At 63.9% G+C, this 13,834-nt stretch carries 9 protein-coding genes; 7 read left to right on the top strand and 2 right to left on the bottom strand.

What is annotated here, in order from left to right:
- Positions 1-19 precede the first annotated feature (19 nt).
- Together ACSKT0_RS16235 and ACSKT0_RS16230 are read right to left on the bottom strand one after the other, a co-directional pair.
- On the bottom strand, positions 20-1,126 hold the full coding sequence (locus ACSKT0_RS16235; RefSeq protein WP_437770707.1) for a PQQ-dependent sugar dehydrogenase: 1,107 nt from the start codon (positions 1,124-1,126) through the stop codon (positions 20-22).
- Between the two features lie 57 nt (positions 1,127-1,183).
- Positions 1,184-2,251 carry a sunset domain-containing protein gene (locus tag ACSKT0_RS16230; protein WP_437770706.1) on the bottom strand — a complete coding sequence of 356 codons (1,068 nt, stop codon included), beginning with the start codon at positions 2,249-2,251 and terminating at the stop codon, positions 1,184-1,186.
- 295 nt (positions 2,252-2,546) lie between these two features.
- Between ACSKT0_RS16230 and ilvD the strand changes: the two genes are divergently transcribed.
- The 7 genes from ilvD to ACSKT0_RS16195 all read left to right on the top strand — a co-directional run bounded on the left by ilvD (position 2,547) and on the right by ACSKT0_RS16195 (position 13,748).
- Positions 2,547-4,268: a dihydroxy-acid dehydratase gene (ilvD, locus tag ACSKT0_RS16225; RefSeq protein ID WP_437770705.1), complete on the top strand. Its 1,722-nt coding sequence runs from the start codon at positions 2,547-2,549 to the stop codon at positions 4,266-4,268.
- Positions 4,269-4,677: 409 nt separating this feature from the next.
- On the top strand, positions 4,678-6,579 hold the full coding sequence (locus ACSKT0_RS16220; RefSeq protein ID WP_437770704.1) for an acetolactate synthase large subunit: 1,902 nt from the start codon (positions 4,678-4,680) through the stop codon (positions 6,577-6,579).
- A gap of 2 nt (positions 6,580-6,581) precedes the next feature.
- The gene (ilvN, locus tag ACSKT0_RS16215; protein WP_236811607.1) at positions 6,582-7,094 is read left to right on the top strand and encodes an acetolactate synthase small subunit; all 513 of its coding nucleotides are present in this window, start codon (positions 6,582-6,584) and stop codon (positions 7,092-7,094) included.
- A gap of 81 nt (positions 7,095-7,175) precedes the next feature.
- Positions 7,176-8,201, top strand: a complete 1,026-nt coding sequence (gene ilvC, locus ACSKT0_RS16210; protein ID WP_078108575.1) for a ketol-acid reductoisomerase — start codon at positions 7,176-7,178, stop codon at positions 8,199-8,201.
- 184 nt (positions 8,202-8,385) lie between these two features.
- Entirely contained in the window at positions 8,386-9,981 is a 1,596-nt protein-coding gene (gene serA, locus ACSKT0_RS16205; protein ID WP_236811602.1) for a phosphoglycerate dehydrogenase, read from the top strand.
- Between the two features lie 210 nt (positions 9,982-10,191).
- Entirely contained in the window at positions 10,192-12,996 is a 2,805-nt protein-coding gene (locus tag ACSKT0_RS16200) for an ABC transporter permease (protein ID WP_437770703.1), read from the top strand.
- A complete protein-coding gene (locus tag ACSKT0_RS16195; RefSeq protein WP_078108578.1) occupies positions 12,993-13,748 on the top strand; it encodes an ABC transporter ATP-binding protein in 756 nt (251 codons plus the stop codon). The genes ACSKT0_RS16200 and ACSKT0_RS16195 overlap by 4 nt, the downstream gene beginning before the upstream one ends.
- Positions 13,749-13,834 lie beyond the last annotated feature (86 nt).

Below are 13,834 nucleotides of genomic sequence, written 5' to 3'. Positions count from 1 at the left end.
GGCCCGGCCCTCCTGCGCGTCACTGGCGGGAAGGCTTCAGGACCAGCGCAAAGTCAGGGTTTTGGTTGTTGCTAAGGACCCAAAGCGTGCCGTCCGGCGCAAGCGAAATGTCCCTGAGTCGCCCGTAGTCCGCAGTGAGGTATGCCACGGGATTCCCCGCCGTTTCTCCGTTGAGCGGTACCGTCCACAAACGCTGCCCGCGCAGCGCGCACGTGAACGCCGTTCCGTTCACGATCTCCAGCCCGCTCGGCGAGGCATCCGCCGTCGACGGCCAGACCACTTTGGCGTCGATGTAGCCGGCGCGGCCGGGCGCCCCGGTCACTACCGGCCAGCCGTAGTTGCCGCCCGCCTCGATGAGGTTGAGTTCGTCGTTGACGTCAGGGCCGAATTCGCTCGCCCACAGCCTGCCGGAGCTGTCCCAGGCGAGCCCTTGCACATTGCGGTGCCCGTAGCTGTAAACGGGGTTGCCAAACGGGTTGCCCGGCGCGGCTTTGCCCTCGGGGGTAAGCCGCAGGATCTTCCCGCCGAGCGCATTGCGGTCCTGCGCCCGCTCGGGGTGCTGCGCATCTCCCGTGCCGACGTAGAGGAACCCGTCGGGGCCGAAGCGGATGCGGCCGCCGTTGTGGGTCGAGGCTTTGGGGATGCCTGAGAAGATGACTTCCGGTGTGCCGAGGCTCAGCCGCCCGTCCGCGGCCTGCTCCAGGCGGGTGCGCGAAATTCTGTTGTCCGATTCGGCGGTGAAATAGGCGTAAAGCAGGCGGTCGCTGGCGAACGCGGGGGATAGGGCCAGCCCCAGCAGTCCGCCTTCGCCGCCGGGTACGACGCCGGGAAACTCGCCAACCGTCGTGGACCGGTCGTTCCGGACCGATTTGATCAGCTTGCTGTCGCGTTCGGAGATGATGGCAGTTCCGTCGCTGAGGAAAACGATGGACCACGGGAGTGTCAGATTCAGGTCAAGCTTCCGAAGCAGCTCCGGTCCGTTGCCTTGGGTGGGCACCGGACCGGGAGTACTCCCTGTGCAGGCGCCTACCAGCAAAGCCACGAGGCAGGCCACCGCTATCAGGGCCCGGGCAAGCGCAAGGCGGGACCGGAAAACGCTCCCCGATCCCGCCTTTGCGTGGTTCATTGCTCGTCCTGGTTGCAGGGCCCCTTGCCGCCGTGGATCCTCAGGTCCGTGGGGCCCTCAGCGGCGGTTCCTGCGAGGCGGACGGAAACCGGCTGCCTCGGCGTGGGCGCTCGAAATAAACCAGACCTCGGCCTTGACCTCGTCGTACGACGGGCTGTCTTCATCGTGGTAGGTCATGGTGTCCGCGTTGCCTTTGACCGTGTAGCCAGCGGGGCCGCTCCCGTCGGCGCCGGCCGCAGCCGATCCTTCACCGTAAGGCTGGTCAGCGGCAAGATGCCCGCCAAGCGGCGGCGCGCCGGTGGAATCCCCGGCCTGGGTGGTTGACTCAAAAGGCGCCGGAGCCGCGTCGGGAGCCTCGGCCCGGTCTTCTTGCATTTCCGCAGCAGGGTCGACTGCCTCCGCCGCGGCGGATTCCGCACCGGGAAGCGTCGGTGCGTGGGCGTCCGTGTATTCGCGGTGGTGGATCGGAGCGGGGGTTACGGGTGCGCCGCCTTCGCTCCAGGTAGCTTCCCACTCGGCGCTGTCGGCCAATTGTTCGGGGGTTGCTGGTTCCGTAGTCGACGAGGCCGGAACGCCGGCAGCCGCGGGAACGGAGGGTCCGGCGTCGGCCGCCGTAACGTCGTCGGCCGTCACGCCCTCTTCAAATTCGGGCTCGGCAGCAACCGGCCCGGTGGCCTCTGAAAGCGCATCCTCTGAAAGCGCATCCGCGGACAGTACGGGTTCTGAGAGCGTGGGCTCCTCGAACATGGGCTCCTGCGCCGAGGTTCCGGCCGAGGGCGGCTCTTCCGGGGCGGCCATTCCGGTGTCGAGGGGAGGGGAAGGTCGCTCCCAATCGTCGACGTCGAGGCCCCCCGCCTCAGGTTCCGTTTCCGGCTCCGGCTCGGCTTCGGGTGCGGCCGCCTGCGACCCGGCCACGTCTTGATGGGCGGTCGCAGTTGCGGCGACCAAAGGGGCGGAGCCTGTCAGGGCGGCGGCTGTGACGTCCATCTGTGGGGACGAGGCGGTCGGCGACGGTGATGCCGGGGCCATGGCGCCCGGGGAAGACTTCGCGCTATTGCGGCTCAGGAGCCACCAAACAATCGCGACGATCAACACGATGACGATGACAGCGATCAACCATTCCATGGGAGGAGCCCTTCTGTCTGTTCAAGTGGCGCAGGTCTGTTCGAGTGGCGCAGTGGTCGTGATTTGACGTTACGTCCGTGTCACGGGGCTGTCTAGGTTAGTCAATCGATTCGCGCCCTTCAGCGCTCCCGTGGTCCTGTCGGATGGAACTGCGGTCGACGATGAGACTGATGTCTCACATATCGAGACGACTGTCCATTATTTGAATGAAATATTGAATGAAATAGCGCTAAATTCGCCTTAACCCGCCAAACATGTTCGTTGGCCACAGCCCAAAAGTCATAGACTCGTGCCCATGAGTGACCACACCCCAATTGCGACAGACAACCAGCCGGACATCAAGCCACGCAGCCGGGTCGTAACGGACGGCATCCATGCCGCCCCCGCGCGAGGCATGTTCCGGGCCGTAGGCATGGGCGATGACGACTTCGCCAAGCCCCAAATCGGCGTCGCGAGCTCGTGGAACGAAATTACGCCGTGCAACCTTTCGCTGAACCGACTCGCCCAGGGTGCCAAGGAAGGCGTTCACGCCGGCGGTGGTTTCCCCATGCAGTTCGGCACCATTTCCGTTTCGGACGGTATTTCCATGGGCCACGAGGGCATGCACTTTTCGCTTGTTTCGCGCGAAGTCATTGCAGACTCCGTTGAAACCGTCATGCAGGCCGAGCGCATTGACGGCTCCGTCTTGCTGGCCGGTTGCGACAAGTCCCTCCCGGGCATGCTGATGGCGGCCGCCCGCCTGGATCTCGCCAGCGTCTTCCTTTACGCCGGCTCCATCATGCCGGGCTGGGTCAAGCTCGAAGATGGCTCGGAGAAGGAAGTCACCCTCATTGACGCCTTCGAAGCCGTGGGCGCGTGTGCTGCCGGAAAGATGAGCAGGGGCGACCTGGACCGCATCGAACGTGCGATCTGTCCCGGTGAAGGTGCCTGCGGCGGTATGTACACGGCCAACACCATGGCCTGCATCGGCGAAGCCCTCGGCATGTCCCTGCCGGGCTCGGCTGCCCCTCCCTCGGCAGACCGCCGTCGTGATGACTTTGCCCGCAAGTCCGGCGAGGCAGTGGTCAACCTGCTGCGCCTCGGCATCACCGCCCGGGACATCATGACCAAGAAGGCGTTCGAGAACGCCATCGCCGTCACCATGGCGTTCGGCGGTTCCACCAACGCCGTCCTGCACCTGCTCGCAATCGCCCGGGAAGCCGAGGTCGAACTGACCCTGGACGACTTCAACCGCATCGGCGACAAGATTCCGCACCTGGGCGACCTCAAGCCCTTCGGCCGCTACGTCATGACCGACGTCGACAAGATCGGCGGCGTGCCGGTCATCATGAAGGCGCTGCTCGACGCCGGCCTGCTGCACGGCGACTGCCTGACGGTCACGGGCAAGACCCTTGCCGAGAACCTGGCTTCCATCAACCCGCCGGACCTCGACGGCAAGATCCTGCGTGCCCTGGACAACCCGATCCACAAGACCGGCGGCATCACCATCCTGCACGGTTCGATGGCCCCGGAAGGTGCCGTCGTGAAGAGCGCCGGCTTCGATGCCGATGTCTTCGAAGGAACCGCCCGCGTGTTCGAACGCGAGCAGGGTGCCCTTGACGCCTTGGACAAGGGCGAGATCAAGGCCGGGGACGTCGTCGTGATCCGTTACGAAGGACCCAAGGGCGGCCCGGGCATGCGTGAGATGCTCGCCATCACCGGCGCCATCAAGGGCGCGGGCCTCGGCAAGGACGTGCTCCTGCTGACCGACGGCCGCTTCTCGGGCGGAACCACGGGTCTCTGCATCGGGCACGTTGCGCCTGAAGCCGTCGACGGCGGTCCTATCGCCTTCGTCAAGGACGGCGACAAGATCCGCGTGGATATTGCTGCCCGTTCGTTCGACCTCCTGGTGGAAGAAGCCGAACTCGAGTCCCGCAAGGTCGGCTGGGAGCCCCTCCCGGCCAAGTTCACCAAGGGCGTCCTCGCGAAGTACGCCAAGCTGGTGCACAGCGCCTCCACGGGAGCCTACTGCGGCTAGTTCCCGGTTCCGGCCCAACTGACTCGCAGTTGTTGTCGTTTTGACGCCTCATAACGACAACAACTGCTAGTCAGTTGGGTGGCCGGGGTAGGACCAACCCGTGGACAATGGGGTCCACATAGTGAGATGACATCTTTATCGTTTGACACCTATCTCACTAAGAGGGAACACTGAACGCATGATCGCATTCGTTACTGTCGGCGCCACCGTGGGCACTGTCGTACTTACCAAGCGCGTGGCCTCCTAGCCCGACTGGTAACGAACCGTCACGCGCAACCCCTCGAAGAGCCGCAAGGCTGAGGGGTTTTTTTATTTCCCGCAGGGGACGGCGCATTGAGCAAGAACCCGCATGAACGCAGTACCCAAGTAGTAACTTTCACTAATTGAAGATCCCCAAAGGAAGAGTCCGATGAGCAAAGGATCGCCGATCAGCCCCTCGCTGATGGCTGCAAAGTCCGCTGGAGCCCCCAAGGCTCCGGAAAAGGTCGACCGTACGGCTGACGCCGTCGTCGACAATGCTGCAACTCTCTCTCCTGTACTCGGGCCGAACAACGTTGTACCCCCAACGGTGATGACCGGCTCGGAAGCTATTGTCCGCTCGCTCGAAGAACTCGGCGTGGACGATATTTTTGGTTTGCCCGGTGGCGCGATCCTCCCCACCTACGACCCTTTGATGGCCTCCAAGATGAATCACGTCCTGGTCCGTCACGAACAGGGAGCCGGCCACGCAGCGCAAGGCTACGCCATGGTTACCGGACGGGTTGGCGTCTGCATCGCCACCTCGGGCCCCGGTGCCACCAACCTCGTTACCGCCATCATGGATGCCCATATGGACTCCGTGCCCCTCGTTGCGATTACCGGCCAGGTATCGGCTTCTGTCATCGGCACTGATGCCTTCCAGGAAGCAGACATCGTCGGCATCACGATGCCGATCACCAAGCATTCCTTCCTGGTGACGGATCCCAACGACATTCCGCATGTCATGGCCGAGGCTTTCTACCTTGCGAGCACGGGGCGTCCCGGTCCCGTATTGGTGGACATCGCCAAGAACGCCCAGCAGGGCACCATGACCTTCTCCTGGCCGCCCAAGATCGATTTGCCGGGCTATCGTCCGGTGGTCCGCGGCCACAACAAGCAGGTGCGCGAGGCTGCCCGGCTGATCGCTGCGGCGAGCAAGCCCGTCCTGTATGTCGGCGGCGGTGTGGTCAAGGCCCACGCATCGGCCGAACTGCGCGAGCTCGCGGAACTCACCGGCGCTCCCGTGGTGACCACACTCATGGCCCGTGGCGCATTCCCGGATTCCCACCCCCAGCACGTCGGCATGCCCGGCATGCACGGCACGGTTTCTGCGGTTACCGCACTGCAGCAGTCCGATCTGTTGATCACCCTCGGTGCGCGCTTCGATGACCGCGTGACGGGTGTCCTCAGCACCTTCGCTCCGCACGCAAAGATCATCCACGCGGACATCGACCCCGCGGAGATCTCCAAGAACCGCACGGCCGACGTTCCGATCGTGGGCTCCGTCAAGGAGATCATTCCGGAACTGAGCGAGGCTGTCCGCAACGCGTTCGAGCAATCCGGCACTCCGGACCTCGACGGATGGTGGGCGTTCCTCAACAACCTCCGCGATACCTACCCTCTGGGTTGGACCGAGCCGGAAGACGGACTCAGTGCCCCCCAGCGGGTCATCGAACGCATTGGTGCGCTCACGGGCCCGGAAGGCATCTACGTTGCAGGCGTTGGCCAGCACCAGATGTGGGCCGCGCAGTTCATCAAGTACGAGCGTCCCCACGCCTGGCTGAACTCCGGCGGTGCCGGCACCATGGGTTATGCCGTGCCGGCAGCCATGGGCGCCAAGGTCGGCGAACCCGACCGCGTGGTCTGGGCGATCGACGGCGACGGCTGCTTCCAGATGACCAACCAGGAACTGGCCACCTGCGCCATCAACAAGATTCCCATCAAGGTGGCCATCATCAACAACTCCTCGCTGGGCATGGTGCGCCAGTGGCAGACCCTCTTCTATGAAGGCCGCTACTCCAACACGGACCTGAACACCGGCCACGACACCGTCCGTATTCCCGACTTCGTCAAGCTGGCAGACGCCTACGGCTGCGCAGCCTTCCGCTGCGAGCGGGACGAGGATATCGACGCAACCATCCAGAAGGCCCTGGAAATCAATGACCGTCCCGTGGTCATCGACTTCGTGGTCAGCCCGAACTCCATGGTGTGGCCGATGGTCCCCTCCGGAGTCTCGAATGACCAGATCCAGGTTGCCCGCAACATGACCCCGGAATGGGAAGAGGAGGACTAGCCATGAGCCGCCACACACTGTCCGTTCTGGTCGAAGACAAGCCCGGTGTGCTGACCCGCGTGGCCAGCCTCTTCGCCCGGCGGGCCTTCAACATCAACTCCCTGGCCGTCGGCCCCACCGAGGTCTCCGGGATTTCCCGGATGACCGTCGTCGTCGACGCCGATGGCGACCTCATCGAGCAGGTCACCAAACAGCTCAACAAACTGATCAACGTGATCAAGATTGTCGAGCTGACTCCAGAATCTTCCGTGCAGCGTGACCACATCCTGGTCAAGGTACGTGCGGATGCCGCGACACGCCTGCAGGTCACCCAAGCTGCAGACTTGTTCCGTGCCTCAGTGGTTGACGTTTCCACAGACTCGGTGGTCATTGAGGCAACCGGTACCCCGGAAAAGCTCGCAGCGCTGCTTTCAGTGCTCGAGCCGTTCGGCATCCGCGAAATAGTGCAGTCCGGCACCTTGGCCGTTGGGCGGGGATCCCGCTCCATGAGTGACAGGGCGTTGCGCAGCGCTTAGGCATTGTCCTATGTACTGCGTAGTAGCCCGATACCGAACCACAGACAATATCTACAAAACCACTCAAGAGGAGTTACGCAAGTGACTGAAATGTTCTACGACGACGACGCAGACCTGTCGATCATCCAGGGTCGCAAGGTTGCCATTGTCGGCTACGGTTCCCAGGGCCACGCCCACGCGCTGAACCTGCGCGACTCGGGCGTCGAGGTTGTCATCGCGCTCAAGGAAGGCTCGAAGTCGATCGCCAAGGCCGAAGACGCGGGCTTCACGGTCAAGAACGTTGCCGACGCCGCCGAATGGGCCGACGTCATCATGATCCTGGCACCGGACCAGCACCAGCGCGCGATCTACAACGACTCCATCAAGGACAAGCTGACCGCCGGCAAGGCCCTTGCCTTCGCCCACGGCTTCAACATCCGCTTCGGATACATCGAGGCGCCCGAGGGCGTTGACGTTATCCTGATCGCCCCGAAGGCTCCCGGACACACCGTCCGCCGCGAGTTCGAAGCCGGCCGCGGTATCCCGGACATCATCGCCGTCGAGCAGGACGCTTCCGGTTCCGCTTGGGAACTGGCCAAGTCCTACGCGAAGGCAATCGGCGGCACGCGCGCCGGCGTCATCAAGACCACCTTCACCGAAGAGACCGAAACCGACCTCTTCGGCGAGCAGGCTGTCCTGTGCGGCGGTGTCTCCCAGCTGATCCAGTACGGCTTCGAGACCCTGACCGAAGCCGGCTACCAGCCGCAGATCGCCTACTTCGAGGTTCTTCACGAGCTCAAGCTCATCGTTGACCTCATGTGGGAGGGCGGCATCGCCAAGCAGCGCTGGAGCGTTTCCGACACCGCAGAGTACGGCGACTACGTCTCCGGCCCGCGCGTCATCGACCCCCGGGTCAAGGAAAACATGGCCGGCGTCCTCGCCGACATCCAGTCCGGTGCCTTTGCCAAGCGTTTCATCGACGACCAGGACAACGGCGCCGTCGAGTTCAAGGAACTGCGTGCCAAGGCTGAGCAGCACCCCATCGAGGGTGTCGGCCGCGAGCTGCGTTCCCTGTTCTCCTGGCAGCAGCAGGACGAGGACTACGTCGAAGGCTCCGCAGCCCGCTAGTCAAGGCACACGTTGAAGCCGCGGCAGGAGCCGTAGCAATTCAACACAGAACGCCGTTCGGGATAGGCTCGAAATGAAGCCGCCCGGCATGGAGGCCGGACCCGGTATACCGGGTCCGGCCTTCGTCGTCAAAGAATCGTTTCACCAAAACCCCACCTGAAAAAGAGAGCTAAAGAGGTCACCGGTGACTAGCACCAAGCCAGTAGTACTCCTCGCTGAGGAACTTTCGCCCGCCACGATCGAGGCCCTTGGTCCGGACTTCGAGATCCGCCAAACCGACGGCGCGGACCGCTCCCAGCTGCTCTCCGCAATCGTCGACGTCGACGCCATCCTCGTGCGTTCAGCCACCCAGGTGGACGCCGAGGCAATTGCCGCAGCCAAGAACCTCAAGATCATCGCGCGTGCCGGTGTCGGCCTGGACAACGTGGACATCAAGGCCGCCACCCAGGCAGGCGTCATGGTCGTCAACGCCCCGACGTCGAACATTGTGTCCGCTGCCGAGCTGACGGTCGGCCACATCCTCAGCCTCGCCCGCCACATCCCGCAGGCCAGCTCCGCCTTGAAGGGCGGCGAGTGGAAGCGCTCCAAGTACACAGGCATCGAACTCTTCGAGAAGAAGATCGGCATCATCGGCCTCGGACGCATCGGAGCGCTCGTCGCTGCCCGGCTGCAAGGCTTCGAGACCGAGATCCTCGCCTACGACCCCTACATCACCTCGGCCCGTGCGGCCCAGCTCGGTGTCAAGCTCGTCACCCTCGACGAGCTGCTCGAGAAGTCGGACTTCATCACCATCCACATGCCCAAAACCCCGGAAACAGTGGGCATGCTGGGCGCCGACGCCTTCAAGAAGATGAAGGAAACGGCCTACGTTGTCAATGTCGCCCGTGGCGGCCTGATCGACGAAGAGGCCCTCCACGAGGCCTTGGAAGACGGACAGATCGCGGGCGCAGGCATCGACGTCTTCGTCAAGGAGCCGAGCACCGACCTTCCCTTCTTCGGCATGGACAACGTCATCGTGACGCCCCACTTGGGTGCCTCCACTGACGAAGCCCAGGAAAAGGCCGGCGTGTCCGTGGCGAAGTCCGTGCGCCTCGCCCTCGCCGGCGAACTCGTGCCGGATGCCGTCAACGTTGCTGGTGGCGTGATCGCTTCCGACGTCCGCCCCGGAATCCCGCTGATCGAAAAGCTCGGCCGGATCTTCACGGCCCTGACCCACGCATCCCTGACGCAGATCGACGTCGAGGTCGCGGGCGAAATCGCGAGCCTGGACGTGAAGGTCCTCGAACTGGCGGCGCTCAAGGGCGTGTTCGCCGACGTCGTGACCGAGCAGGTCTCCTACGTCAACGCGCCCGTCATCGCAGAGCAGCGCGGCATCAACACTCGCCTGATCACGACGCCGGAAGCCGAGGACTATCGCAACGTCCTGACCATCCGCGGGGCACTCAGTGACGGCTCACAGATTTCCGTGGCCGGCACGCTCACCGGACCCAAGCAGGTCCAGAAGCTCGTGGGCGTCAATGGCTACGACGTCGAAATCCCGATCAGCGAACACTTGGTGGTTGTTTCCTACGCGGACCGTCCCGGTGTCATCGGCACCATCGGCCACATCCTGGGCATGAACAACATCAATATCGGTGGCATGCAGGTGGCACGCCAGAGCGAAGGCGGCCAGGTCTTGGCGCTGCTGACGATCGACACTTCGGTGCCGCAGCAGGTCCTTGAAGCAATCAAGGCCGGCATCGGCGCCGACATGGTTCGCGAAGTGGATCTGGAGGACTAGCATCCTCACCGTTTGAGCTAGAATAGTGTGCCGCACTTCACATCGGCCACATATCATTGGCCGGTCTGCCTACAATGGCTTGGTCCGAAATTCGGAACCGGCGGCAGGCCGGCCAATAACTTTTGCACGCACCCGGTGGATTCCTATTGCCTCGGCATGGTTCCAGGGACAGCAGTGTGCACACCCGCAATCCAGGACTCAGGGAGCCCTATGAACGCCGTCCAGAGGTTCATCAGAAGCCGTGTGCTTCTGTTGACCGCGGCCATTTTGATCGTCGCCATGTGTTTGTCCGTATTCATCCAGAGCCAGTCGCAGGCCGCGCTGAACCGGACAGTGGATGAGAACTCACGCGGCCTGTACGACATCCTGGTCCAGGCCAAGTCCGCGAATACCAAGGACGGCGGGGCACTCCTCCAGCCGGACATCGCGAACGGCCAGGGCGGCATCAGCTTCCCGCAACTCGAGAAGATCCGCGGGCTGAGCGGTGCGTCGGTAGCGGCACCCATCAGCCTCGTGTCCCGGGTGACGCAGAACCTGGAAACTCCGCGGCTTGATGCTATGGATTACCTTGGCTACAACGCGGGGCTGGCTGGTGGAGCCACCGCGGGAGATCCAACCGGAACGGACTCCAAGAGCTGGCCCGCGCCGGAGTCCGTCCTCCCCGCGCAGCCGAAGAAGTACCGCCTCACCGCCACTGCCGTGAGCTCCGACGGAGTGTCCCAGCAAACCCTCTTCCAGACCAGCGCTGAAGGCACGCTCGGCAAGGGGCAGGTCAAGGAGCAGCAGACTGCCGGAGGCAAGAGCATCCGCATCGCCGGTCCCGCGGGAGAGACCGGCATCAAGTTCCCCGCTCCTGCCGGTGGCTCGGAGCACAACCTCTTCAACCTGTCGGTGGCGCTGCCCATGGCTCCACAGGTCACCGAGTCTGTCGTCGCCGTCGATCCGACAGCTGAACGCGCCCTCCTGGGCTCGGCCGGAGACTTCCTCGCCCCGCTGCAAAAGGCGCCCCCGGCCGACACCCGCAACGCGGGAGCCATCGGCCGCTACTTCGAACAACTCTTCGCCAAGAGCCCCACGCAGCAGGAACTCGAACAGGGCCCGGATTTCATGGGCGTCAAGCTCAAATACTGGGCGCCCCTCATGACCCAGTACCAGCAGGCAAAACTGTCCGGCCAGATCACAGATGCCTCGCAGGCCATTCCTTTGATCGTCCGGCAGGGAACCTCGCTGGACCTGAAGTACTCGGTCAAAATCCAGGAAATCGATGATTCGGGCAAGGTCGTCAACGACGTCGGCACTGTCTCACGTTCCTTGGACAAGGACTACCTGCCGTTCGTGTCAAAGTCGCCGTTCGCCCTGTCATGGCCCGGGTCCACCGACCACAGTCAGTTGCTCGGTAACATGGGCAACTTCAGCCAAGGCCTGTACCAGCCGGCCCAGTGGAGCACGGACTTCGCAGCCGCACCCAAGTACAAGGACGGCGAAACCTCTGCGAATGGAGCCGTCGCCAAGTCCGCCACACCGGGGGACTGGGTTACCGTCAACAAGCTGCCTGAGAAGTCGGCCTTCGGCGCGATCGTGGACCAGAGCCAACGCAAGCCGGTCGACGAGCGCTCCTACCGGGAGAACCTTGCCACGGGATCGAAGCCCGCTACCCCGCTGCCGATGGTCTACGGGACGTTTGATCCTGCCCAGATCCAGAAAGCGGCCGGCGACGTCAACAAGCTGCCCTTGGGTGGCTACGACCCGGCCCCGATGACGCTCCAGAAGGACGCTTCGGGCAATGACACCGCCGCCAAGGGCCTCAAACCCTCGCTGAGCGATACTGGCCTCGTCAGCCAGTCTGCCGGTGCCATTACCGACTACTACGGCCTTGCCGCAGCGCGCGGTTACGATTCCAACGCCAACGTTATCGATGCCGTCCGGGTCCGCGCCAGCGCACCGGGCAACTGGAAGCAGGCCCAACCGGAGGTCGACAAGCTCGCAGCCCAGATCCGCGACATGGGTCTACAAGCCACAGTGGTGGCCGGCTCCGCGCGTGAAGACGCCAACATCTTCGTCCCGGGGTATTCCAAGGACGACGCCGGCAAGGAATCCGCCCTGGGCACCGTCCAGCAATCGTGGGTTCGGCAGGATGCCGCCGACGCCGTGTCCGGTTCCCTGACGGGCACCAACATCACCCTTCTCTTCCTGACGCTGTGCGGGGCCACTCTCCTGACCGGCGCTTCCACAGTCAGCTATATCCGCCAGCGACGCAGCGAGGCGGGGATCCTCCGCGCCATGGGCTGGACCCAGAGGAAAATCCGAAGTTGGGTCCTCGAGGAGTTCGGCATCGGTGCGGGGATCGTCGCTGTGGCAGGCATTGCGCTCAGCCTTCTGAGCTGGAACCTGGCCACGGTCATTGTTTCCGCGTCCGTGTTGCTCATTTACTGCGCCGCCGCATACATCGCGGCCCAGCAATTGCGGCACCGCGACATCGTTGACCAGGAACCCCAACACGATGAACGCCTGATCCCGGTGGATTCGCCGCTGACGTTTGCGTACCGCCAACTGGTCACACACCGCTTCAGCTCAGTAGCGCTGGCTGTGGCTGTGGGAGTGTTCGGGGCGGCCGTCGGTGCCCTGATCGCCTTGCTCATTGACATCCCGCGCGCAGCTGGAGCCAGCGCCCTCAGCGGGCTCGCCTCAGCTACCGTAGCCCTGCCGAGCGTCATCCTGGCAGTCTGCGGAGTGCTCGTGGGCCTCGTACTGACCTTGGTCACGGGTCGGTTCGAACTCCAGGCCAGGCGGGAGCAGCTCGGCACTCTCCGGGCCATGGGCTGGAACCCGGACATGCTGGGGCAGGTCCGGTTCTTCGAAAATGCCTTGGTCGGAGCAGTGGCACTGATCCTGGGCGTCGTGGGGGCGCTGGGTCTGGGCCTGTTGCTCGCTCCTTATGCCGCACTTTGGGCCGCTTTGGCCGGAGTGGTGGCCGTAATTTGCTGGATTCCCATTGCAACGAAAGTGGTCAAATGACTGACAACCTCGAACCCGATCTGACCGCGACCACGGAATCCACCGACGAGTCGTTCCAGACCCGCGCCAACACCATCGTGCGGGCCGCTGACCATGGTATGCCGCTGCAGTTGAGCAACATCACCATCCGCTACGGCGGTGACAAGGGTGGCGCGGAGCCAGTCACCGTCGTCGAGGACTTCAACCTGACGCTGCACGCCGGTGAGATGCACTGCGTCGCCGGGCGAAGCGGCTCAGGCAAGACCAGCATCCTGACGGTGGGAGCGGGACTCACGCTTCCGACGTCGGGCCGTGTCCTCTGGGAGGGCGATTCCCTCGAGAAGATGGGCGACGACGAAATCGCCGACCGTCGCCGCGCCCTGATCGGGTACGTGGATCAGGGCGGCGCCTTGATCGACGGCATGAGTGCTTTGGAGAACGTGCTGTTGCCGGCCGTTCCCGACGGCGAAGTGGAGCAGCGCACCGAAATGGCCAAGGACCTGCTGGACCTGGTGGGGCTGGGCCGGCGCATGCGCCACCGTCCGGCGCAGCTGTCTGGCGGTGAGCGCCAGCGTGTCGCGATTGCGCGGGCCCTGATCCTGGGAACCCGTGTCCTGGTGGTGGACGAGCCAACGGCCAGCCTGGACCGCACTTCGGCAAACCGCATCATCAGCATCCTGAAGGACACCACCAGCGACGGCATCGCCGTGCTGGTGGCGTCGCACGACCACGAGCTTGTCAGGCTCAGCGATACGCTGACTGAATTGAACTAGTCCCCACCGCCACCCTCGCCTCGCAAGTCCCCAGCCGCCCCCTAGCTTCGCAAGCTCAGCCAGGGAACCCGGCGGCTGTGGGCCCA

Source organism: Arthrobacter sp. KNU40 (genome assembly GCF_051515115.1).
Taxonomy (GTDB): domain Bacteria; phylum Actinomycetota; class Actinomycetes; order Actinomycetales; family Micrococcaceae; genus Arthrobacter.
Note: the sequence above shows the minus strand (reverse complement) of the source record. Positions and strands in the feature narration are given on the sequence as shown.